Source organism: Paenibacillus favisporus (assembly GCF_040545415.1).
Lineage (GTDB): Bacteria > Bacillota > Bacilli > Paenibacillales > Paenibacillaceae > Paenibacillus_AQ > Paenibacillus_AQ favisporus.
In genome coordinates this window covers 282,601-306,064 of record NZ_JBEPLV010000004.1, presented here as the reverse complement: position 1 = coordinate 306,064, position 23,464 = coordinate 282,601, and the positions used below count along the sequence as shown (strand labels likewise).

Genomic DNA, 23,464 nt, shown 5'->3' with positions numbered 1-23,464 from the left:
GCGCACAACTTTGGCGTCATCCGCAGGATCGAAGATGAATCCGTAAAGATGTATATGACAGCGCTCTCCGGGACTTGACCGTAAGCCAACAAAAAAAGCGCCCCCTGCCCTCCGGCAGGAAACGCTCTTTTTACAAAAAATAATTCGTGATCGACTGGTCGCTGGCCAGCAGGCCCTCGCTGTCCAGCTTCTTTTTCAAATACTTTTTATCCGAGGAAATAAACACGCTCATGATCAGATCGACCACGAACAGGAACGTAATATGATTGGACATAAAGGCGCTGTTATTGACGGATATTTTATCCGGAACAATAATATCGACGGCCGCGTTCTCCGTAATCGGCGAAGCGTCGTAGCAGGTAATCGCGATCACCTTCGCCTGATTGACCCGCGCGATGGATACCGCATCGATAATTTCCCTCGTTGAACCCGAACGGGAGAAAGCGATGACCACATCGTCCGGACCGCACTGGGAGGCGGCGATCTTCATTTCCCTGCTGTCGTTGATGGCTTCTGCCATCATGCCGATAATCGCCAGCCGGTTGCGGAGCGCCATTGCCGCCAAAAACGAATCGAACAATCCGATGACCACGATCCGGCGGGCATTCTTCAGCAGATCCACGACCTGGTTCAGCTGCTCCTCCGTCACGAGCGCGGATGTGTTCACGATCAGCTCGTTATAATCCAAAGCGAGCGCATCAATGGGATTGATCTCGCGTCTTTCCTTCTTCTTCGCCTGCATATCCCGGTAGAACGCGTCCTGGGCAAAGGCAATCTTGAAGTCGTTGAAGCCTTTGTAGCCGACCTTTTTGCAGAAGCGGTTAATGCTCGTCTCGGACACGCCGATCTCATTCGCAATCGCCGTGATGGTATTGCGGGTAATAAACTCCGGATTATGAATAACAAAGTTGGCGATTTGATTCTCGCCGTAGGTTAACTTTTGGGTTTGCGATACGATTTTGGCGATGACGGCCGGAACCTGTGAAGACATGTGACCTCCTCCTGACCTACCTGTGGGAAAATAGCTAATCCGGTAACCCCCGCTAGCACACCCCATTATATCATACAAGGGAAGGTATTTAGAAAACGATGTCACAACGCCGCCGCATGGCCGCTCTTCCAAGCCTCGACTTCCCGGTAAAAGTCCTCTTCGCTTAAAGAACCGGTTTGGATCAGGAAGGCGTAATCCAGTACATTCGGCAAGAAAGGCAGGCCCATCATCTCCTTACAAAAGGCGTGGGCAGCGATTTCGCTGCACTGAACGACGCTCGAGCGCTTCACCAGCCGCCTGCCCAGCCGGAACACCTCGACCGGCTCGAGCATGTCGTTGGTAAACTGCCCTGCCCGGTATTCCACATAGTGAAAAAATTCATGCGCCAGGTGGATATCGACCAGCCGCTCCAGCTCATTGTCCTGAGGGGCGGGTGGGCGCTCCGAATGTGGACCTGGCGTGCGCCCTGACGGCTGCAGCGCATTGCCTGGGCCTGATTTCGCGTCCGCCGAATGATTTGCCTGTTCTCCCGAGCTCATGACCGCCCGGTATGCATCCGCCATACCGCGGAGGGATGCGGCGTAAACGACTACCTCCGGCGGCGTTTGGTTGAAATCGATTTGCGCCCGCAGAGAGAGCTGATGAAACGTACCGGAGCGGTCGGTGATATCGTAGCGAAGGCCTTCCCTGCGGTACAGCTCGCGGATGGACATGCCCCGGCAGGCCTGCGCCGCTTCCCTGCCCCTTTGAAGCGACATGTCCACATAATAGGCGAAGCGGTCCTTGGGAATTTTGCGGTACAGCGGGTCCTTGGTGAGCTCCGCATGGGCGAGCACTTCATCGGTCAGTCCAAGATGTTGAACATTCCAACCGAATTCCTGGAACTCCGGCATGCCTGTCACCCCCTCTTCGTGTTCTAACCTTGATCTATCTCTTCATCTCTTTAGCTGTTCTATTGGTACGCAATGACGATCATTTCGTCCTCGGACTTCAGCATCTCCGTTTCAAGCGTGAGAATCGACAGCAGCTGCTCCTTCGTCTGCATGCCGGTCAGATCCAGCATTTTCTCCTTATAAAAGGCAAACACCTTCGGGATCGTCGCGTTGGCGTCAGAGTAAATCGTATTGTCGTCCAGAAATTCGTTAAGCCGGTCATCAGCCGCAGCTTTCGTCACTTTCGTAAATTGGACGCCGCTCTTCTTGAAGCGGACAACCCCTTCACGGTCCAGCACGGCGACGTAGTTGACCTTCTTCTTCATCAGGCCGAACAGGGATTTCTTCGTCTGCTCCGCTTCGAACAGGCTCCAGCGTCCGCTCTGCGCCGCCAGCCGGGTGTTCTCCGGCGATTGGTCGACCGAGCTGGCCGCGACCGCCGTCATTTCTTCCAGCGGCATCGCCTGCTGGCCAAGGTCTTTGGAGCGCAGCTCGGTCGAGCCGGTCGCGATGGCCCGCAGAATGTTCTTCTGGCTGTCGATTTCTATCGTGACCTCCACCGTCTCCTCGCTGGCTCCCGACTGGACGATCCGCTCCACGATGTCGGCCCGGATCCGCTTGATATCCTCTTCCGTCGGATTGACGACGGTCCGCTCCAGCTGCTCCTTGACCATGGCCAGCGCCACCCCGATCGTGGAGACATAAGGCGCGTTGCTGGCGATCTGGCTCTTGAAGCCTTCCCGCTTGGCCATCGCCGGCACCAGCACCGCCCCGCTGCCACCGCCGCCAACGAGCGTAACGAAGGCCCGGTCCAGCTCATAATCCTGAATCATTTCATTTACGGTTTTCATCGTTTTATCGATCGCAATGTCCATCACCTTGCGCGCGGCTTCCTCCACGCTCAGACCAACATGTGCGGCAAGGGCTTCCCACGCTTTTACCGCCGCTTCCTTGTTACCATATGCATAGTCGCCCTCCGGCACGTAGCCGAGGATGTTGGCTGCACCCGCCAGCGTATACGAGAACTCCCGTCCATTTCCGCACTCGCAGATGGCGTATTCGGCCGGATCGCCTGCCCGGGGGCTGACGAATTTCACCTTCGGACTGACGATTTCGTCCGCCGGTGCAAACGCCTCGTACTCCTTGCCGGCGATGTGCGCGCTCCGCGGGCCGACGTCGGTAATTTTGCCCCCGGACACCTTGATCATGCTGCCGCCGGCAATGCCGAGCGTGCGGACGTCCAGCGACTGCAGGTACGTGCGGTGGCCGCCGACCTGGGCGTTCTGGATCATGACCTTGCCGTTTTTAATAACGGAAATGTCTACGCTCGTTCCGCCGACCTCGAAGAAAATGCCGTCCGAAATTTTCTCATACATCAAAGCGCCCGCCACCCCGGCCGCGAGGCCTGACAGCATCGTCAGGATCGGGCGCTTCCGTACCTCGTCGATGCTCATCACGCCGCCGTCGCAGCGCATGATCATCAGCTGGGACTGGATATTGGCGTTTTTGACGGACTTCTCGGTCATGTTGGCCGTTTCCATCATTTTTGGAATGAGAGATGCGTTGACGACCGCCGTCCGCGTCCGCGTCTTCAGCCCGTACAGCTGGGAAATTTCGTGGCCGCCGGTGGCATAGATGCCCTTGCGGTTCGCCAGTTCGATGACCCGCAGCTCATTGGTCGGATCGTCGACGCTGTACGCCTCGGAGGCGACGATGACTTCGGCCCCCTGCTGCACCAAGGCGTCGATGGCGGTTTCAATGTCTGCGTCCGTGAGATTTTTGGAGTCGAGGAACGTATGATATGTTTTCAAAAACTTGCCTGGCGCCAGCTCAATATCCCCCGGATTGGACTCGGACCTTGCACTCATGCCGTCGAGCCCCGTACCCATACCGATGATGCCGACTCTGGCCACATCCCCTTCGAGCAGGGCGTTGGTCGCCTGGGTTGTCCCATGGGCGATAAACGTGACATCCTCCGGGAGAATGCCCTGGCTCTCCAGAATCCGGTTCAAAATCTGCACAATCCCCTTTGCCACACCGTCCTCATCATGGTGCGTCGTCGGGATTTTCATTTTGCCGATGACTTCAAACGTTTCGTTGTCGATGACGGCCGCGTCTGTAAACGTTCCGCCGACGTCGATGCCTACCCTTACTTTTTTTCTCTCCATGTTACCCTCCTGAAGTCAGGACAGGGGAAGGCCCGCATCAAGCCGCGCAGTCCATTCCCCGTCCGGAATCATCCGTAAAAGCTGTCTTTATCAAAACACCATGAATGCGCCGATGATCATCGAGATCAGGACAGCAACCATCATCCAAGGCAGTGTCTTCTTCAAGATTTCGTTGATATCGGTCTTCGTAAAATCCGAAACCCATACGTTATGCGAGTTCGTCGGGTCGGACACGGCCTGCACGTTGCTGACCACGCGTAGCGCCAGCATGGCGGCGACCGGCGTCATGCCTGCCGTCACGAACAGGGCGGCGATGCCGCTGCCAAGACCCCATACGTTGAGCGGACCGCGGTAAATCGCCAGCGGCGACAGGATGGTGAAGAAGAGAATGTACATGATCGGATTGCCAGGAAGCACCGCCTCAATGAGCGGGGAAATCAGCGCCGAAACCTGCGGCGCCATAACCGAATTGAGCAGGATGCCGATGCCGATCATGAGCGCCATGGCGCCGGCGACGTCCTGAATGCCCTCGATCAGCGCGCTGGAGAGCACGTGGATCGGGCGCTTCGGCCAGGCCAGCAGGATCGTGACGAGCGCGCCGATGATGACGGCGGGAACGATATCGATTTTAAAAGCGAACACCAGAATAACCGGCACCAGCGGGCTGATCAGCGCATAGGTCGGCACTTTCTTGCCGTCACCGCCGGTAGCTGCGGGCATCGCCCACGCTCTGCGGCCCTTGCCGTCCTTGCGGATATAGAACACGATCATGGCCAGGGACAGCACGATCAGCGGCAGCGCAGCCACCATCGTGTAGTCGGCGATTTGGTCGACCGAGAGCCCGAGCACATCAACATACACGGCCCAGTTGGATACATTGAAAAGCGCACCCACCCCGACCGCTGACAGCACAACGATCGACGCAACGAACTGCGAAATGCCGGCGGTCAGCATGATCGGAATGACGATCGTACCGACCAGGATCACCATGCCCAGCCCGCCTGCGGCGGAGAAAATAATGGACGCGGTCACGAAAAACAGAATCGCGATCAGCATCGGCTTATCTCCGGCCAGCTCGGCGGCTTTGCGGATAATCGATTTGGTAATACCGACCTTGTTCAGGATTTGCCCGAACCAGGCGCCGAACACGAGGCCGGCAATCGCCCCGGACAGCCGCATCGAGCCCGACGCCAGGATCGTTTTGGCAATGCTTGTCGTATCGGGATTATTCGAGTTCCATGGTACCCCGGCGATGATCGCAAACAGGATCGCCATCAGCGGAAGCGCCAGAATTGCCGGGATTTTGCGCGTCATCATCAGCCCGACGAACACCAAAAACACAATCAAAATACCGATCGCTTGCACCCACATTACACCAGTCACTTTGGTTACCCCTCTCGTCATGAGATTCCTTCACGTGGTTCATTCACATGTTTACTTCACATGCTTAATGATTCATGGCCTATATTTCCAAATGGGCTCCTTGCGCTTTGAGCTGTGCCTGCACCGCTTTGATGTCCACATCCTGCACGTTAACGCCATGTTTGGCCGCGTACGCCGCAGCCACGCCCCCCGCATGGCCGATCGCCCCCGTCGTCGGGGTCGTTCGCATGGCCGCCTGCGCTTCAAACGTCGCCGAGATGCAGCGGCCGATGACGATCAGGTTTTTCACGGAATTCGTGATCATGCAGGAGTACGGAATGCTGTACATGCCGCCCCACTCCAGCTTCTGATGCTTCGTCCCTTCCCCGTCCGGGCTGTGAATGTCGATCGGATAACCGGAATGGGCAATGGTATCATCAAAAAGCTTCTGTTCCAGCAGGTCCTCGGCGGTCAGCGTGTACACCCCTTTGATCTGGCGGGAGCTGCGCACCCCGATGTTCGGACCGGTGGACTCCACGACTGCGTTCTCGAAGCCCGGAATGTATTTGCGGACAAACAGCTCCAGCTCGCGGCACTGCTTCCGTCCTTCCATCTCGGCAAGGCTGAGACTGAACGCATCGGTCGGATCGTGGCCCAGAATCCGGGTCGTATTCAGAATGACTTCGCCCGGATTGTTCGTTTCGAAGAACAGCACGTTCTCGCGCTGGATCGAAATTTCGCCGCGCTCCTTCGCCTTCCGGAACAAGCTGTCAAAGCCGCCGACCGACAGGCGCGGCGCCTTCTCGATGATGGAGGTGTCGCCGTTGTATAGCGGAAAATCCTCCGGATGCGCATGGATGTACTCCTTCACTTTGGGGATGTTCACGTTGTACATTTTCATTTTCAGCGTCATTGGCTGCATTGCCCCGTCGGACTCCCGGCCCTTCGTGAACTCCGCCCCGGCGCCTACGGATAGGTCCCCGTCCCCGGTCCCGTCGATAAACACGGATGCCTCGATGTCGGTCAAGCCCGACTTGTTACACACCTTGATGCTGACGATGCGCCCGTTTTCCGCCTTCACGCCGGCGAGCATCGTGTGGTACAAAATCTCCCCGCCGCTCTCGGTCACCATCAGCTCCAGTTCATGCTTCATCGCCTCGGCATCGAACGGGGTTACCGAATACGTAAAGCCGACCGTGTCAAAAATATGCCCCGGCGACTTCCCCTGCCGCTTCAGCCGTTCAATCAGCTGGTCGGTGAAGCCACGGATCGCCAGCTTATCCCCCGCATGGAAGGTCATCATCGGCCCGACGCCGTTCGCCGTCAGCGTACCGCCGAGAAACCCGTGGGACTCCACGATCAGCGTCTTGGCCCCCGAGCTTGCGGCCGCCACCGCAGCCATCGAGCCGGAAATACCGCCGCCCATAACCACCACATCATACTTCAGCTTGTTCTCCAATTCGTCCTCACTCCTCCGGTAAATGATGTATGATTGCTTCTTGATTCATAGACTATCAAAACCTTCAGTTTATGTAAACGCTTTTAAGAAAATATTTTTCTATTTATCCGGATTTTTAGTAAATTATTTTCCGACGGTTCTATTGTGCGGTTACACGGCATATAACAATGAGTTTGGAGTGGGAATGGGTGGAGGAGTTTGCAGACATTATTGGAACGGGAAAGTGGGCAGAGGAAAGTGATCTGCCCACAAATTACCGCCCTTCAAGGCACACCCGAAACAAAAAAGCACCGGATTTCCATCCGATGCTCCCTTCAACAGACCTGCTAACGCTGTTTGTTTTATAGATTACTTCTCATAGTTTTTCGCCATAAACGGCTCCGCCAGTCTCGACGGGTGCAGCTTGCGGCCGAGGCCGAAAAACTCGCAAAAGCTCATGATCAGCGGATTCCACCGCTCGGGGTTGATGTAGTTTTTCTCCCCCATCAGCAGCTCCTCGTCGATGTGGATCCGCTTGATCTTCATCTCCATCGCAGCGATGGAGCTTGGCTCCTCAAAGGAGTGGATCTGCACCAGTTCCGCCTCCAATTGAACCGGGCACTCCCCGGCCCGCGGCGCTTTTACCAGGTCCGACGGGATTTGCGTAAACCCGGAAAGACCGAATTTATCGGGCTCATACCGGTAGCCCATCTCCGCCTTGTGATCAGGGACGGGGCTCGCCCCTGTCGTCAGCGCCAGACGATCCACTTGACTGACCAGATCGGCCGACGGCAGATTCAGCACGCACTCGCGCTCACGCTTGATGTTTTGGACCGTCTTCGATTTGCCGCTCATGCCGAGCATGCAGGACTGATTCAGCCACCAGGCGGAAGACATCGGGGCTAAATTGGCCGAACCGTCCTCATTCAAAGTGCTGATCAGAACTACAGGCGTACCAAAGTAGAGAATATTAGATTCAATCGTTGTAAGCATCCTCTTACTTCCCCCTATTCAATTGTAAAAAATCGTTGACCAAGGGATATCCTGCAGGGCTGCAGCCACCTCAAGAAATATCTCGGCTTAAGTATACTGCCGCCGGCGAGGGCTTGGAAGGCTTCCCAAGTATAAGCGCAAGATAACAAAACCGCACAAACAGGCGCAGGTGCTCAGGTTCTATCTGAAGCCGTAAGCCAAAAAGCACCGGGATCTCTCCCGGTGCCTCCATCTATCATATAAAGCTACAGCAAAGCGGATCCTATCTGGCTCCCGGCATATGGTGTCGAACCTTTGACATGCGCCACCTAGTGAACCTGCGCTCACCGGACCGCCCTTATACACACGCTTTACCCTACACCGAATACAGCCGTCCGTCTTCCTCTTCCTTCAGCCAGACCTGCATAAATCCCGGCTCCCGGTTGTCCCACAAATGGTACGGAACGAAGCGGTACGCCCGCTGCCCGTCGAACCCGGTGAGCGCAACGATGCCGCCCAGCTCGTCCCGCGGCTCCAGGCCAAAGGAAATGCCCGGCCGGACCGCAAACTCGTCATAAGCGAGCGTCGGGTTATCCGCCTGCTCCAGGCAGTACACCAGCGGCCCGCGCTGAACCGCGACACGGCACCGGTCGGCCTCGACCTCCGGCCGCGCGTGCACCTGCTGAACCGGCATCTCCATCACGTAGTCTATCGTGTCGCCCGGCTGCCAGCGGCGGCTGAGCACGAGGAATCCCCGGTCTATGGTCCAATCCGCAGGAGCCACGTTCTCCCCGTTAATGGACAGCTTCGCCCCGCGGCACCATCCCGGCAGGCGCAGCCGCACCGCGAATTCGGACTCCCGGGCCGGCTCCACCTCGACATGAACATGCCCGTCCCAAGGATAGCTGGTTACGGTCTTCATCAAAACCCGGCTGCCGTCCTTCAGCGTCAGGTCAGCCGTACCGGCGACGAACTGCAGCATGACGGGGCCTTCCCCGTTCACGGCATAATTGTATCCGCCGATCGAAGGCAGAAACCGCACCAAATTCGTCGGGCAGCAGGACGTGTCGAACCATTCGGTCCGGTGATGATCGCCCTGTGACGCCAGCGGATTGACGTAGAAAAAACGGTCGCCGGACAGTGAAATCCCCGCCAAAGCCCCGTTGTACATAGCGCGTTCCACGACGTCGGCGTACTTCGCCTCGCCAAACAGCAGGCTCATCCGGTGGTTCCAGAACACCATCGCGATCGAGGCGCAGGTTTCGCAGTAAGCGCTCTCGTTCGGGAGGTCATAGTCGTGCGTGAACCCTTCATTATGCCGGGACGGCCCGATGCCTCCGGTAATGTACATGTTCCGCTCGACCGTGTGCGCCCACACTTTGCGCAGGGCGTCTTCGTAGGTCCGGTCTCCGGAGGCCAGCACCACGTCCGCCATGGCGGTGTACAAATACATCGCACGGACGGCGTGCCCGGTCACCTTCTCGATGTCGCGGACAGGCACATCGTCCTGGCAGTACGCCGGTCCCCACTCCTCGCGGTCCCATATTGCACCATGGCCATGCCTGTGCCCCCGCTCCTCGAGCAGCCACAGGGCGAGCTTCCAATAACGCTCCTCACCGGTCGCGTGATACAGCTTGATCAGCGCCAGCTCAATCTCCTCATGGCCTTCCACCCAGTGCCGCTTGCCCGGCCCAAACAGGCTGTCGTAATGGTCAGCCAGCTTGCAGGCTACGTCCAGCAGCGTTCGCTTTCCGGTAGCCGCGTGGTACGCAACCGCCGCTTCGATCAGGTGGCCGCCGTTATACATTTCGTGCTTTTCCATATCCGTCCACTTCTGGTCCGGGGCTTCAAGCGTGTAATACGTCGTCAGGTATCCGTCCGGCTCCTGCGCCGCTGCGATCAAGCCGATGATCCGGTCGATCTCCGCCTCCAGCTCGGGGTCCCGGTCCGCCATCAGCAGATATGCCGCGCCTTCAAGCACCTTGTACACATCGGAATCGTTAAAATAAATCCCCTCAAATTCCCCTCCCATGAGGCCGGCCGCTTTGGCGAAATTGCTGATTCGCCCGGTCGATTCGCATTTGTCCAGGCAGGTCCGGAGCGTCACCTGCTTGCATACCTCCAGCCTCTGCTTCCACAGTTCATCCTGGATCTTCACTTGAGTAAAAGGCACGCCCTGCCAGCCCTGCTGCGAATGAGTCGTTGTCATCCTGCACCCTCTCCCTTCATGCAATATCTTGCGATGCTTATCCTTTCAACCCCGTCAGGGTAATTCCTTCCAGAAAATAACGCTGTCCCAGCAAAAAAATCACCACGCACGGGAGGATGACCACCGCAGAGGCTGCCATGAGCAAATCCCACTGGGCCGAGTAGCTGCCCTGGAACATCTGCAGGCCAAGCGCCAGCGTGAAGCGGCTGTCGCTCTTCAAGTAAATGAGCGGTCCCATAAAGTCGTTCCAGGTGCCCAGGAAGGTGAACAAAGCGACGACGATCACTGCGGAGCGGCTGAGCGGCAGGATGATGCGCCAATAGATTTGAAAGTAACCCGCCCCGTCGACGACGGCCGCTTCGTCAAAGTCCTTCGGAATCGACATATAGAATTGCCGCAGCAAAAAGATGTTGAAGATCCCGCCTCCAAAAAAGGAAGGCACGATGAGCGGATAATACGTATCGTAGAATCCGAGCTCCTTCCAGCCGAGAAAGCTCGGGATAAGCGTCACCGCTCCCGGCAGCATCATACTCGACAGAAGGACGGCGAACACGGCATCCCGCCCTTTCCAGCGGATCCGGGAAAACCCGAACGCCGAGATCGTGCTCGTCAGCACCGTTCCGATCAGCACGCTCGCCACAATGACCAGCGTATTGACGAAGTACGTGCCAAACGGGAGGGACGTAAGCGCCCTTTTATAATTGTCCCAGTGGAAGGGATGCGGAATCCATTCCGGTGGCATCACGAAGATTTGCGATAAATCCATCAGCGAGCTTCGGACCAGCCAAATAAACGGGATGATAAACAGCAGTGAGATCACTCCAAGCGCCACATAGCCCGCGCCCAGCTTCAGTCTGGATTCCCTCATGACGGACCGCCTCCTTCGTAATGAACCCAGGATTTCGACGATCGGAACACGAGGAACGTAAACGCCAGAATGATCACGAACAGCACCCAGGCCAGCGCCGAGGCATAACCCATTTCCGTATCCCGGAACGCGGTCCGCCACAGGTAGAACACGAAGAACAAACTCTTGTCGTTCGGTCCCCCCTGGGTCAAAATATACGCCTCGTTAAACACCTGGAAGGAGCTGATGATGGTCATCACCGCGTTGAAAAAGATCGTCGGCGTCACCATCGGTATCGTAATATGACGCAGCTTGTGGTACCACCCGCCTCCGTCCACGTCAACCGCCTCGTAGTACTGCTTGGGAATGCCGGACAAGCCCGCCAGAAAAATGATGACGGTCCCTCCGATGCCCCACAGCGTCGTCAGCACGATGGAGGGGATAACGCTCTTTTCAGAAAAAATCCAGTCGCTCGTCGGCAGATGAAGCCATTTCAGCATCATGTTGATCAGCCCCAGGTCCGGGTTGAGCAGCCACATCCAAATCATCGCCGAGGCCACCGCCGGCACGATGCTCGGCAGATAAATGATCGTCCGAAACAAGGCGCGTGCCTTAATGTTCATGTTCAGCAGCAGGGCGATAATGAAGGAAATGATGATACAGGCCGGCACCCGCAGCACGACGAAATAAAACGTGACGCCAAGCGAGCGGTAGAAGCTCTCGTCCTGGCCGGAGAAGAGCCGGGTATAATTGTCGAAGCCGATAAAGGACACCGACTCCTTGAATACGTTGTAATCGGTCAAGCTCAGCACAAAGCTCGCGATCATGGGACCGGCGGTAAACAGAATAAACCCGAGTACCGCCGGAGCCGTAAACAGCAGCCCGTAGAAAAGAGCTTTGCGTTCCCGTACGCCCGCCTTGCGGCGCACAGGAACCGGAGCGTTCATCGGAATGTTTGTCTGCATGTGTACTTTAAGCCCCCTATTTTACGTCTCGCCGTCCCTGCACCTGTGCCTGAGCTTTGGCCGCGATGCTGTCCATGGCCTCTTTGGCCGTTGTCTTGCCCAGCCATACGTTATCCATGGCAGGATTGACGATATCCATGATCTTGTTGAAGTTCTTAACGTAACCGGTAGGCGTAGCATGGCTATGATTGAGCACGACGTCAATAACCGCATCTTTGTAGCCTGATGGCCGGGAAGGCTGATTCACCGCCCATTTCGACAGCAAGGCATCATCCGTATACCAGTCCTTCAGTGAAGGCATCCATGTGCCGTAAGTCAGCATCTCGATTGACGCGTCTGGGTCAATAAGCGCCTTGAGCAGCTCCCAGGACTCTTGGGGATGCTTGGTCGATTTAAAGATGGAAAACATCGCGCAAACTACCGTGGTCGCCGGCTTTTTCATGACAGGAAGAACCCCGACGTTAAAGTGAACCTTCGATTCCGCAAGCGTGCTGGTATTCCATTGTCCGTCGATCACCATCGCCACTTTTCTCGTCTGCAGAGCCACATTGGTTGCCGGAATGTTCTTGGCCTGCAGCGGCGACGGAGCAACGTGGTACTTATTGATCAGATCGGCGATATTCTGCAGCGCCTCGACGGCTTCCGGCTGGTTCAAAGCAAACGTCTTGCCGTCCGGGGAGACAAAGTCGCCGCCGTTTGAAAAAATAAAGCTGCTGTACGCTCCCCACCAGTTGCCGGGGTTCACTCCGTATTGCTTAATGTTTTTCGGATCAAAATTCGGATCGTCCGCATTCCGTCCTTTATTGTCCAAGGTCAGCTTCTTGGCGGTGTCCACGAACTGTTCCCAGGTCCACGCTTCCGTTACCTTGGAAGGCGGCGGCGTCAACCCAGCCTCCTTGAAGGCATCTTCGTTATAAAAAAGCGTAAACGATTCCGGGCCGGGGGCTATACCGATGATATTGCCGGGCTCCGAGGAATAGGTGATATTCGGAACCAGGGAATCGGCCTTAATTTCGGGGTCCTTGTCCAGAAATTCCTGAAGATTCAGGAATTTACCCTGTTCCGCAAGCGGAAAGGCGATCGTCGCCGATTCCATCATCGCCACGTCCGGTTCATCGTTGCCGGCAACCATGGTCGTCAGCTTGGTGTCGTAATCGGTAGGAATCTGCTGCAATTCGACCTTCACGTTGGGATGCTCTGCTTCGAACCGGGCGATGACCTTTTTGTTTACGGCAATTTCATTAGGCGCTCCCCATAAGGTGAGCCGGAGCTTGATCTGCTCGCCGGCCGCCGCCTGGGTTCCCCCCTTGTCCGCGCTTCCGGCTGCAGGCCCGCCGCTTTCCTCCGACCGGGTGCAGGCGCTCAGCAGCAATCCTGCCGTGAGCAGAAATGCAATCGCTGCCGTCAGCGGCTTTCGGTGTTTTTTCATCATGAACTTTAACCCCTCTCCTGCTTTACGAATGATTTCATAGCTGCAGCCTATGTTGCCTTTGATTATAGATTTTAGGCAGCGCTTTCAAAACCGGATTATTTTTGGAATGGTGGACTTTGATTAGAAAAGTGGGGCAGTGTGATGATCACGCGTGTTCCCTGGCCTACAGCGGATTCGATATCGATGCCGTACTCGTCCCCATACGCAAGACGAATGCGGGAAATCGTGTTTTTGATGCCGATCGAGGCGGACTCTGCATACAAAATCCGCTGAATCGTTTCCCGGCTCATGCCGCGCCCGTTATCCGAAACAACCAGCACGCGAGTCCCGCCCTTGATCTCTCCGGTAACTTCGATGCGTCCCCCTTCCTCCATTTGCTCGAAGCCGTGGAGAATGGCATTTTCGACGAACGGCTGGAACAGCAGTCTCGGCACCGGGGTGTCCAGCAGCTCGGGAGCGATGCCAAAATGAACCGTGAACTTCGATTCAAAGCGAGCCTCCATAATGTAAAAATAGTCCTTCATCCACTCGAGCTCCTCGGCAACCGTTACGGCTCCCCAGTCCTTGCGTGAGGTGTAATGCAGCATATTGGACAGGCGGACGAGCATCCGGTTCAGCTCCCTCTGTCCCGATTCGATGGCCATCCAGTTCATGATGTTGAGCGTATTGTAAAGAAAATGCGGGTTCATCTGCATATTGAGCGCCATGATTTCCGCCTCTTTCTCTTTGATCCGGATTTCGTAATTTTCCTTCACCAGCGTTTCGATGCGCGAATTCATCCGGTTGAACCGCTGCAGCAGCACCCCGAACTCGTCATGGGTTTTGACCTCTACCCGGGTCTGAAAGTCCCCTTCGCCGACCGAGCGCATGGCGGTGAAGAGCTGCCGGATCGGGCCAGTCATTTTGCGGACGATAAAATAAGCGAACAAGTATGCAATCAATGCCAGGAGCGCGGCCAGCAGGATCGTCGACGTGCGGATGGTCGGAATAAAGCCGCGGACGAGCGTGGATTCCGGAATCAAGACCACCGAGAGCCAGCCGGTTACGGCAGACCGGTCGAAGCAAAGGATCGTCTTTTGGCCGTCCAGGACCAATCGCTGCGTTCCGCTTCCAGCCTTTCGAATGGCGTTCACCCATTGTTCATTGAATACTCGGGTTACCTGAGAGGCGTTCGAGCTGGCCACGACCTTGTTATCCGGATCAATCACCAAATAGCTCGATCCTGTCGGAATGCTCTGCTCGAATTGGGAGTTGAAAAAGTCCGCTTTAAAGCCAATCGTCAGTACCGGCCGCTCCACGTTCGGCCGCAGCCTGGCAATCGTGGAATTATCGACATAGGAAAATTCCATCAGGCGGGTGGCGGAGAACATATACCGGTATTCGATATCGCTGTTTTGCAGCCAGGGTTGATCGAACATTTGGACGAAATCGTAGGTCGGGTACCAGACCATTTTGCCATGTGCCCTCTCCGCCTCCTGATACAGCGCTGTGCGGGTCGGATCCCCCTGCGGAAGATTCCGCTGTGAACCGAAACTGTAATAGGAGGTCCACAGCTGGTACGTGTACACATCCTCATTTTGCGTAAAATACTTGCTCAGAATGGCGGACACCTGCCTGTCCGCATTCAGCAGCTCCGACGGGACGGAAGGATCCAGCTGGTTGAAGATCCGAAAAAGGTCCCGGTCGACGAACAAGGCCAAGCTGCCCTGGTCTACCTTCCTCAGCTTCGTATCCATCACTTCATTGCTCTTCTTGACGATTTCGAGCACGTTGTTTTGCGCCTGATCCCGCATCGAGCTCAAGCTGTTCCGGTAGTAGATGAAGCTCAGGAGCAGCAGGGGCAGCGCAATGAGAACGACATAGCTGGCCAGAAGCCTGGAGCGGAATTTCATCTGGACCTCCCCTCCCCTGACTTTTGCTGCCCGGCCCAATGACGGTACGCCTCCGGCGTAACGCCAACATGCTTTTTGAAGCTCCGGGAAAAGTATTTCGTATCGCGGAAGCCGCACCTTTCGGCAATCTCGTACACCTTTAATCCGCTGCCGTCCCGCAGCAGTTCTTCGGCTTTGCGCATCCGGATCTCAATGAGAACATCCGAGAAAGAACGGCCTGTCGCCTCTTTAAACAAGGTGCTGAAATAAGACGGGTTGAAGCGGAACGATTCCGCCACCGATTCCAGCGATAAATCCTCCATGTACCGCTCGCGCATCAGTTCCAGGCAGCTGTCGATCACGAGCTCGCGTTTGCTTTTTTTCTGCTCCTTCAGCGTGACGCCCATTTGCTCGAGCACCGAATCCAAAATCTCCAGCAGCTCCGCAAACCGCCGGCAGGTGCGGATCTGCCGCACGGCTTCTTCCGTCAGCGGGTTCATCCCCCACCCTGATTTGCTGTCCGCCAGCTTCAGCAAGAGCAGGCAGGTTTGGTCCTTGACGGACTGCGGTTCGGCCATGCCGTCAGCCGACATAGCGGTCACGGCTGTACGGCACAATTCCTTTGCACCTTCCGTATCGCCGGCATTCAGGAGATCCAGCAGTTCTGCGGCAGAGCACATTAAAGCCGGTTGTACCGGCAGAAGCCCGCCATGAAACAAGATGGCCCCATGCTGGTCGTAAAACAGATATGGCAGCGCAGCCAGAGCCGTCCGATAAGACTGAGGGCCCCCCTCCGCTAGATCAACGCATTCTTCTCCGATCGCATGTACCCATCGGCCGGAATACCCCACAGCGGTGAGTTCTGCCTGTAGGCTCATAAGCCCCCTGTGGATGTCTTCCCGCTTTTCACCAAAGCTTGTACCCGTTTGGAGGATCGTGACCCACCTCGGCCGCGTCCAATCCACCCCATCCCAGGCGATCGTCAAGGCCTTGCCGAAGGCAGAGCAGGCGCGCTCCAGCGCTCGGTGCAGCCTATTCGTCGTCAGAGAGGTGGAGCGGGGTTCGGTGTAAGTGTCAGGTGATGGGGCGTGGAACCCAGATGACATCCCGCGATCCGAATGTTCCGTGGTAGAGCCGCTCCCATCCCCGCTGGCCGGCTCCAGCTCAGAAACGATGACCACTCCAAGGCCATCCACGATTCCGGCCGAAAGCCAGCTCTGTTCCTCCTCCAAGCTCAGGCTGCCGGACAGCCACTGCTGCATCAAGCGCCCTTGATGCGCCAATGAAGCCGCCGTCATCTGCTGCTCCAGTGCTATGGTTCGAGCCCGTGCCTCGCGTTCTTCACGGTAGATGTGTTCCAGCCGCTCCAGCACCTCCTCCAGCTTGTCGACATCAACCGGCTTTAACAAATAATCAAAAGCCCCCTGCCGCAATGCCTCCTGGGCGTATTCGAAAAGGTTGTACGCGGACAGCATCACGATCCGCGGTCTGTAAGGCAAGGCTTCGTTCGCCCGCCGCAGGAACGTAAGCCCGTCCATTTGCGGCATCCGGATATCCGTAAATATAACCTCGGGCCGGTCGATGCCGGCCATTTCAAGCGCCTTGGCTCCGTCCCCGGCCGTAAACACTTCGCAGCCGGGCCGGCTCGCCAGCAGCATCCCGGCCATGCCCCGGCGGTGCCGCGGCTCATCGTCTACAATCATGAATTTCAAGCGGTTCACCCCCAGAATATTCATAGCATTAAATTCAACAACATCGTATCAGATGAGAGAAGAGGTAGGTATATAAAAAACGTCTATCGACGTACCTTCAAAGAAGACAGACCACGTTTAAAGGAAGTTTTTCTTGTGAGATCCGGAAGCGGAGGCTCCGAATCTTATGCTTTCTGATCTCTTAAAAAAACAACCCGGCAGGAGGGATCCTGTCCGGGTTGGTTGGGTTTATGGTCTCTGTTTGAAATGATCAGAGAGTTGGAGGAACGGTGTAGTGAACCTTGAAAGCCTGCCCAAGTGGGATTAAATGTTCAATGTCACCTGTTTGTCTTACCCACTGCAGTTCTGCAGTGTATTCTCCAGGTAACGGTATATTCCCTTCATCCACCGGGGCAACCATCCGTAAGGTGAATTCCGCTCCATCCGGCGTCGGGCCATTTTCATTCACAAGTCCTAAATTTATCGCAGCCAATTGCGGCGGAAGCAAAACATCAGCAATTCCGTCGCTATTCGTTTCCTCTACAGCAACTTCCTTACCATTATGCACCAGTATGAATTTTGCACCGGGTGCTGCCTTGGAGGCTTCGCCACTTCCTCTTCTAAGGTCGATCTCTAGACCCAAAACGGTCTCGGGCGTAATTCCCCCGGCCTTTACTTTCAGCGTTCTATCCAGGTCGGTGCCCTCTATCGGGTTAACCTCCGTTGATAGACCATCAAAAACATGGACCTCTTTGATCACAGTCACGAGCGGATCGCCGGCAGCCTCTTCATCCTTCAGCAGCTCAACCTTTACCTGATAGTCGCCGACCTCCGGTAACCTGGTTTCAAAAGTAATCGGCGTGCCGTTCAGTTCGCCCAGGGTATAGGCTTCCCCTTCTTCCCCGTCTGGTCCGGCTTCCTTTGTTAGGACAATGCCATCAGTGCTGAGCTGGCCCTCTTTGATAGCATCTTCCCCATACCAATAGGTGTAATCCGTCTCGGACAAGTTGATGCCCGTTTTAGAGCTGTACGTCACTCGTACCTTTACTTTCGTATCTTGATTCGATTGACCGCTGCTAAATCCAAACGTGAACTTGTGTGAAGAATGGAGCGGCACTTGTTCCGGAAAATCCGGGCTGAAAACAGCTTTAATTTCGACAGGCTTCGGATCGACCGGAGGATCCACTGGCGGTTTCACCGGAGGTGTCATCGACCCACCAGGCAAATTTGGCTGCGTAGGGGCAGTCGGCTGTGTAGGAGCGGCAGGCTGCTGGCCTCCCATTTGAATCCGCTCCTGATTGCGCCGTCGCACTTCTTCTTCAAAACGCTTCATCTCTTCAGTGCTAAGCTGCTGCTGATACTGGATCACGGCCTGCGTAGCTCTTTGCTCTGCTGCCTTTTGGTTGGCCTGCTGCAATTCGGCGATCGTTTTCAGGATATTGTCGATCATAGCCTGTAATTGCTGCTGCATCTGCTGTTGCAGCAATATATCCTGCATCTGTTGCTGCTGCAATACTTCCTGTATCTGCTGCTGCTGTTGCTGAATTTGCTGCTGGATCTTTTTTTGCAGCTCCTGCTGAGCCTTCTCCTGCTCTTTGCGTTTAGCCTCCTGTTGCGGGTCCAATCCTACGGTCGGATCAAACGGACGCACATTTCCAAGGTCAATTTTTCCGTTCGGGTCGTCAATCCCGCGGTTCACCTGTTCTATCAACGGATCCAATTTACTTTTTTCAATCTTGCCCTGACTACTCGCCTCCTTGGCTACATTGCCGACCAAGACATTCAAATTTTGCTGGATTTTTTGAAGGTCTTCCAGTTGGCTCACCAAAAAGAGGTCGTTTGACCCGTTTGATGCCGAAGAACCGGAAGGTTTGGACTGACCTTGTTCCAATTGCTTCTTCTGCTGCTCAATCAGCTCCTGGTTCTCCCGGTCAATCTGCGCCTTGTTTTGGATGATGGCTTTAATGATGTCCGGTGAAGCCTGATGAACAAGATCCGAGATATCGACGCTGGTCGGCGTTTGAAGGGAAGGATCCACGCCGGGCGTTAAGCTGATTTGCTGTGCTGGATATAAAGTGACGGGTGACTCGGCCTTCCCGGCAAAGCTTTGAGGGTTCGTACCCGAAACCTTGACCACACCTGCTCCCGCGACAACATCAGGGGTACCTGTCAATGGATTGATAATGACAAAAAACTGCGTTCCTTTGACCTCCAGCTTCTGCCCGGGGACATCCATCTCGAACACGTCCCGTGACTCACGCAGATCATGGACGCTCGTATACGCCTGGCCTGACATCAGCTCCAGCTTGGTCGTCGACTGTACTGCTCCACCCGCCAGCACCTTGATCCGAATTTCGCTGTTCGGAGCCAGCGTGATTTCGTCCCCTTCGTCCTGAATGGACAGCACCGCACCGCCGGATTCGGTAACAAGGGTGTCGCCCTCATGCAAAAGCATTCCCGGATACGCCTGAATGCGCAGCGCGCCCCCGCTCTGCTGGATATAAGCCGGTCCGTCAATGCGGCTGATGGTCATGCTGCGTGTGCTGTCGGCGGAAGCCTGCGTCGTCCAAGCCGCCGAGCTTGCAAGAAGCAGAATCAGCGTCGAGCTGACCATTTTCCAAGATAGTTTTCCTCGTCTCACGTTGTTTTCAACTCCTTTCCTTTATTTATCACGGATAACCACGGTTTTCTCCGAAGCCAACCATTTCACGTCCTTGTCCAGCAGGTCCGTCAGCGTCCGAATCGGCACATACAGCTTCCCGTCGATGGATTGGGCAGTGCCGCCGGCCTCCAGCTGAATCATGCGGTCTCCCGATTGAGCCACGGCAGACTTGGCCGTAGCCGATACCAGCTTCAGTCCAAGCTCGGAAGCGATGGATCGCAGCGGGATGAGCGTCTGGCCGTCCTTGGTCACCCGCGTATCGATCTGCAGCCATTTGGCGTTGTAGGCCACGTAAACGGTACCAGCCGGTTTCATCGGTTTATGATCCGGCTGCCGATACAAGCTCCACTGGCGCAAGCCGTTTCCGGCAATCCAGCCGACACTCCCATCCTGGCTTACAGCAACGCCCTGCGGATAAGAAAGTAAGGAGGTGCTCTCGACACCGTCTGCTTTCCCTTCTTCTCCCTGCAAAGAGCCCACGAGCGTATGGACCTGGCCGTCTTTCAACGTTCGCACGACCTGATTGAGCGAATCGGCAATGACCAGCTCATGCTGAGAGGAGGACCAAGCCACATCAACGGGATGATTAAATTTAGCCGAAGCTGCCGCGCCATCTTGGTATCCCCCGTCCCGGTAGAGTTTCCCTGGTGCCGCCCCTTGGCCATCGCCCGTTACCGCCCCGGCCACCGTCGTGACCATGCCGGATTTCAGGTTAATATAGCCAATGACCTGGTTGCCGGAGTCACTGACGTAGAGGTTCCCCTCATCGTCCAGCGCCAGCCCCGACGGCTCGTTAAACCGCGCATCCTTCAGCGCCCCGTCCTTGTAATCGCCAGCGAATGCCGCCACTCCCGAATAGACCTCTACTACACGGTCGGAAGAGCCGGTTAGCGTGCTGACCGTACCGTCTGCGGCGATTTTCCGAATCACATGATTCAGCGTGTCGGCAACGTACACGGATCCGTCCTTCGCCACCGCCACATCCTCTGGCGTATTCAACGCGGCTGCCGAACCGGTGCCATCCTTGAACCCCTGCACTCCGTTTCCTGCCAGCGTGCTGACCTGCCCTGTAGGGGTGATTTTGCGAATCGCATGGTTCCCCGAGTCGGCGACGTACAAATTGCCGGCGGCATCCGTATCCATGCCCATCGGCTGGTTAAACAGCGCGGTATTCGCAGCCCCGTCCAGCAATCCGCCCAGCGGCTCGCTGCTCTTGTCATAACCCGCAAACCGCATTCCCGCAAAAACGGTCCGCTGCGTGCCGCTGACCTTCCATATCACCTGGTTCACCGTGTCGGACACCAGCACGCTGCCGTCCTTTGCGGCCAGCGCCCTGCCGTTTCCAACCCACCCCGCGGTAAGCAAATCCCCCTTCGTGCTGGCGGTAGCATCCGGCTGCCAAGTGCTGACGCTGAGCCATGCCGAGTCCTCTCTGACCCCTGCGCCCAAAGCCAGTGAAGGCACACCAAGTGCCATGCACAGCGTCAACGCGGCGGTAACCCACCTTTTACCGTACCCCTGCAAATTTCATTCCTCCTACGTATTTATGAATGGATGCAAGCCTCAACGCTGAATTGTTCTGCATCGATCTTATCCTGATTAAAGACATCCGACTAGTAAAATTTTTCTATTTTAGGGCCCGGACAGGCAGGGTATCTTCCTTTGGAGTGAAAAAAAGATTCCCGCCTTACATTCAGGCAGGAATCTCACCAATTTCTATATGCTATTGTTTACCGGGACAGCGACTCCACGACCCCGCGGGCAATCCAAACGCCGGCCGCCCCGGCTTGGGCCAGACCGCGCGTGATCCCCGCTCCGTCGCCGCCGCAGTACAACCCGCGGATTTCCGTCTCCAGCGTCTCCGACAGCTTGGGACGGGCGGAGTAAAACTTGGCCTCGACACCATAGAAAAGCGTATGCTCCGAAGCGATGCCCGGCGTGACATGGTTCAGCGCCTCGACCATTTCGATCAGGCTTTTCATCGTGTTGTAGGGCAGAACGAGACCCAGGTCCCCCGGTACAGCCTCCTTCAGGGTAGGCTCCAGAAATCCTTCCCGGATCCGCCCTTCGGTCGAGCGCCGTCCGCGCAAAATATCGCCGTACTTCTGGACGATGATCCCGCCATTGGACAAATCGTTGGCCCGTTTGCATATTTCACGCGCATACTCGTTCGGCTTATCAAACGGTTCCGTAAATTTATGTGAGACGAGCAGCGCAAAGTTCGTGTTGGACGAGCCCAGCGCCGGATCCTTGAAAGAATGGCCGTTGGCCGCCATGGCTCCGCTGTGATTTTCGACCACGACATGGCCGGAAGGGTTGCTGCAGAACGTGCGGACCCGAGTGCCTACGGAGGTGTTAAAGACGAATTTCCCCTCGTACAGATGCTGATTGATTTCCGACATCACCACATCGGAGGTTTCGACGCGAACGCCGACGTCGACCTGGTTGTTGTACATTTTGAGCCGGCGCTTCTTCAGGATGCTTGTCAGCCAGGCTGATCCGTCCCGGCCGGGGGCGATGATGACGCGGTCCGCCTCGTAACTGTCCCCGTTCTTCAGGACGATGCCCTGCACCGTGTGGACGCCGTCTTCCTTGACGGTGAGGATGTCCTCCACCTCGGCCTTGAACATCATGTCGATGCGCGTGTTCAGAAACTCGTAGATCGATTTTAAAATTTCCAGGTTCTGCTCCGTGCCGAGATGCCGTACCTGTGCCCGCAGCAGCTTCAGACCCGCCGCATAACCGCGCTGCTCGATACCCCGGATGACATCCGTCGTCGGATCGGTAATATTCGTCGTCGCGCCATGCTGCAGGTTCAGCTCGTCAACGTAACGGATCAGCTCGAGCACTTTGGATGGTGGCAGATAGTCCGTCATCCAGCCGCCAAATTCGGTTGTAATGTTAAATTTTCCGTCGCTGTAAGCTCCGGCCCCGCCAAAGCCCGCTGTGATCGAGCAGGCGGGTACGCAGCCCGCAAACTCCTTACGGCCGCCGGCAGGCGGACATAACTTGATTTTGTCCTCCAGAATCGGACAGCTGCGGCGGTAAATATCATGCCCTTTATCCACCAGGAGCACCTTCAGGTGAGGCGCCTTCAATGCAAATTCATAACAGGCAAAAATACCGGCCGGACCGGCTCCAACGACAATGACATCATATTTACTCATCATGTTCCTCCTGAAATGGGTTAGGTCAACAAAAAAATCCCCGGCATAGAATAGGTATGCGAAGCAGCCTATTCGTAGCCAGGGATTTACGGCCCCTAGTAGAAACCCTCAAACCATATCATTGAGGTTATACGAACAATGTATCTGTTATTTATCGTTTACAGGAGTTAGTGTAATGGATAAACACGAATGTGTCAACTTCAATATAAAATATAGTTCGTAATTCAACGAATTTAAGGAAATAATATTAAACTATTATTTATAATATTCAACAAAAACCGAACATTAACGAACCAATGGTGACATACCGCATCAAAACCAGTTTCCGAAAGGAGTCTGGATTACGGCCTATCTTCTCCCTTTTCTTATCCCTTGGGCGATGGCCCCAACGATCAGTCCCCAGATCGCATTTGTGACGAACACACTGACGAAAGCGAACGGATTAGTCAGCGGGCCCTGAAGATGCCCGGTAAGGATCGGTGACATCACGCCGCTCACGATAATGGCGAACAATGCGTAGGCCACCCCCGCCAACACCAGCGTGCGAACTGGATCGGTGACCTTTTTCATGATCACGATGATCAGCCAAGCCAAGGATATCAATACGGTCATCAAAATACTGCCAAACTGCTGCCCGATGAGGTCCATCAAACCGGTCATTTTCATGATCGGCCTGATCATCGCGAGCGCTCCCAAGCCAACAATCAAGGGCAGGCTGAGCTTAGCGGCTCCTGCAATGTTCATCTATATTTCATTC

The 23,464-nt window shown here is 55.8% G+C and carries 16 protein-coding genes and 1 riboswitch; all 16 genes read right to left on the bottom strand.

From position 1 onward, the window contains the following. Positions 1 to 130 precede the first annotated feature (130 nt). Complete coding sequence (locus ABID47_RS19215; RefSeq protein ID WP_076172985.1) at positions 131 to 991, bottom strand: MurR/RpiR family transcriptional regulator; 861 nt, start codon at positions 989 to 991, stop codon at positions 131 to 133. A 101-nt stretch (positions 992 to 1,092) separates the two neighbouring features. Next, entirely contained in the window at positions 1,093 to 1,884 is a 792-nt protein-coding gene (locus ABID47_RS19210; RefSeq protein ID WP_354499138.1) for a hypothetical protein, read from the bottom strand. A 59-nt stretch (positions 1,885 to 1,943) separates the two neighbouring features. Next, positions 1,944 to 4,091: a hydantoinase/oxoprolinase family protein gene (locus ABID47_RS19205; RefSeq protein WP_354499136.1), complete on the bottom strand. Its 2,148-nt coding sequence runs from the start codon at positions 4,089 to 4,091 to the stop codon at positions 1,944 to 1,946. A 90-nt stretch (positions 4,092 to 4,181) separates the two neighbouring features. Next, on the bottom strand, positions 4,182 to 5,474 hold the full coding sequence (locus ABID47_RS19200; protein WP_251677922.1) for a citrate transporter: 1,293 nt from the start codon (positions 5,472 to 5,474) through the stop codon (positions 4,182 to 4,184). A 79-nt stretch (positions 5,475 to 5,553) separates the two neighbouring features. Continuing rightward, positions 5,554 to 6,912 carry an FAD-dependent oxidoreductase gene (locus tag ABID47_RS19195; protein ID WP_251677920.1) on the bottom strand — a complete coding sequence of 453 codons (1,359 nt, stop codon included), beginning with the start codon at positions 6,910 to 6,912 and terminating at the stop codon, positions 5,554 to 5,556. 348 nt (positions 6,913 to 7,260) lie between these two features. Continuing rightward, positions 7,261 to 7,884 (bottom strand): flavin reductase family protein, encoded by a 624-nt coding sequence (locus ABID47_RS19190; protein WP_354499134.1) that lies wholly within the window; start codon positions 7,882 to 7,884, stop codon positions 7,261 to 7,263. A 355-nt stretch (positions 7,885 to 8,239) separates the two neighbouring features. After that, positions 8,240 to 10,072 (bottom strand): glycoside hydrolase family 127 protein, encoded by a 1,833-nt coding sequence (locus ABID47_RS19185; RefSeq protein WP_354499133.1) that lies wholly within the window; start codon positions 10,070 to 10,072, stop codon positions 8,240 to 8,242. A 37-nt stretch (positions 10,073 to 10,109) separates the two neighbouring features. Beyond that, positions 10,110 to 10,940, bottom strand: coding sequence for a carbohydrate ABC transporter permease (locus ABID47_RS19180; protein WP_145161680.1), 831 nt, complete (start codon positions 10,938 to 10,940; stop codon positions 10,110 to 10,112). Continuing rightward, entirely contained in the window at positions 10,937 to 11,884 is a 948-nt protein-coding gene (locus ABID47_RS19175) for a carbohydrate ABC transporter permease (protein ID WP_435530645.1), read from the bottom strand. Before ABID47_RS19175 ends, ABID47_RS19180 begins: the two co-directional genes overlap by 4 nt. Positions 11,885 to 11,900: 16 nt before the next feature. After that, entirely contained in the window at positions 11,901 to 13,316 is a 1,416-nt protein-coding gene (locus tag ABID47_RS19170) for an ABC transporter substrate-binding protein (RefSeq protein ID WP_326103671.1), read from the bottom strand. A 95-nt stretch (positions 13,317 to 13,411) separates the two neighbouring features. Then, the gene (locus tag ABID47_RS19165; RefSeq protein WP_145949186.1) at positions 13,412 to 15,208 is read right to left on the bottom strand and encodes a sensor histidine kinase; all 1,797 of its coding nucleotides are present in this window, start codon (positions 15,206 to 15,208) and stop codon (positions 13,412 to 13,414) included. Next, positions 15,205 to 16,890, bottom strand: coding sequence for a response regulator (locus tag ABID47_RS19160; protein ID WP_354499703.1), 1,686 nt, complete (start codon positions 16,888 to 16,890; stop codon positions 15,205 to 15,207). Before ABID47_RS19160 ends, ABID47_RS19165 begins: the two co-directional genes overlap by 4 nt. A gap of 259 nt (positions 16,891 to 17,149) precedes the next feature. Beyond that, positions 17,150 to 19,519 (bottom strand): FecR domain-containing protein, encoded by a 2,370-nt coding sequence (locus ABID47_RS19155; protein WP_354499130.1) that lies wholly within the window; start codon positions 19,517 to 19,519, stop codon positions 17,150 to 17,152. 21 nt (positions 19,520 to 19,540) lie between these two features. Continuing rightward, positions 19,541 to 21,064 (bottom strand): stalk domain-containing protein, encoded by a 1,524-nt coding sequence (locus ABID47_RS19150; protein WP_354499128.1) that lies wholly within the window; start codon positions 21,062 to 21,064, stop codon positions 19,541 to 19,543. A 206-nt stretch (positions 21,065 to 21,270) separates the two neighbouring features. After that, positions 21,271 to 22,707, bottom strand: a complete 1,437-nt coding sequence (locus ABID47_RS19145) for an NAD(P)/FAD-dependent oxidoreductase (protein ID WP_163880177.1) — start codon at positions 22,705 to 22,707, stop codon at positions 21,271 to 21,273. A gap of 55 nt (positions 22,708 to 22,762) precedes the next feature. Next, a riboswitch (purine riboswitch) is annotated at positions 22,763 to 22,862 on the bottom strand. A gap of 193 nt (positions 22,863 to 23,055) precedes the next feature. After that, positions 23,056 to 23,451, bottom strand: coding sequence for a hypothetical protein (locus ABID47_RS19140; protein WP_354499125.1), 396 nt, complete (start codon positions 23,449 to 23,451; stop codon positions 23,056 to 23,058). Between the last annotated feature and the right edge of the window lie 13 nt (positions 23,452 to 23,464).

What these genes read in the sequence shown, in the direction of transcription:
- ABID47_RS19190 (WP_354499134.1), bottom strand. Translation starts at nt 7,884, where the DNA reads ATGCTTACAACGATTGAATCTAATATTCTCTACTTTGGTACGCCTGTA.
- ABID47_RS19215 (WP_076172985.1), bottom strand. Translation starts at nt 991, where the DNA reads ATGTCTTCACAGGTTCCGGCCGTCATCGCCAAAATCGTATCGCAAACC.
- ABID47_RS19140 (WP_354499125.1), bottom strand. Translation starts at nt 23,451, where the DNA reads ATGAACATTGCAGGAGCCGCTAAGCTCAGCCTGCCCTTGATTGTTGGC.
- ABID47_RS19145 (WP_163880177.1), bottom strand. Translation starts at nt 22,707, where the DNA reads ATGAGTAAATATGATGTCATTGTCGTTGGAGCCGGTCCGGCCGGTATT.
- ABID47_RS19185 (WP_354499133.1), bottom strand. Translation starts at nt 10,072, where the DNA reads ATGACAACGACTCATTCGCAGCAGGGCTGGCAGGGCGTGCCTTTTACT.
- ABID47_RS19210 (WP_354499138.1), bottom strand. Translation starts at nt 1,884, where the DNA reads ATGCCGGAGTTCCAGGAATTCGGTTGGAATGTTCAACATCTTGGACTG.
- ABID47_RS19205 (WP_354499136.1), bottom strand. Translation starts at nt 4,091, where the DNA reads ATGGAGAGAAAAAAAGTAAGGGTAGGCATCGACGTCGGCGGAACGTTT.
- ABID47_RS19180 (WP_145161680.1), bottom strand. Translation starts at nt 10,940, where the DNA reads ATGAGGGAATCCAGACTGAAGCTGGGCGCGGGCTATGTGGCGCTTGGA.
- ABID47_RS19170 (WP_326103671.1), bottom strand. Translation starts at nt 13,316, where the DNA reads ATGATGAAAAAACACCGAAAGCCGCTGACGGCAGCGATTGCATTTCTG.
- ABID47_RS19165 (WP_145949186.1), bottom strand. Translation starts at nt 15,208, where the DNA reads ATGAAATTCCGCTCCAGGCTTCTGGCCAGCTATGTCGTTCTCATTGCG.
- ABID47_RS19160 (WP_354499703.1), bottom strand. Translation starts at nt 16,890, where the DNA reads ATGATTGTAGACGATGAGCCGCGGCACCGCCGGGGCATGGCCGGGATG.
- ABID47_RS19175 (WP_435530645.1), bottom strand. Translation starts at nt 11,884, where the DNA reads ATGCAGACAAACATTCCGATGAACGCTCCGGTTCCTGTGCGCCGCAAG.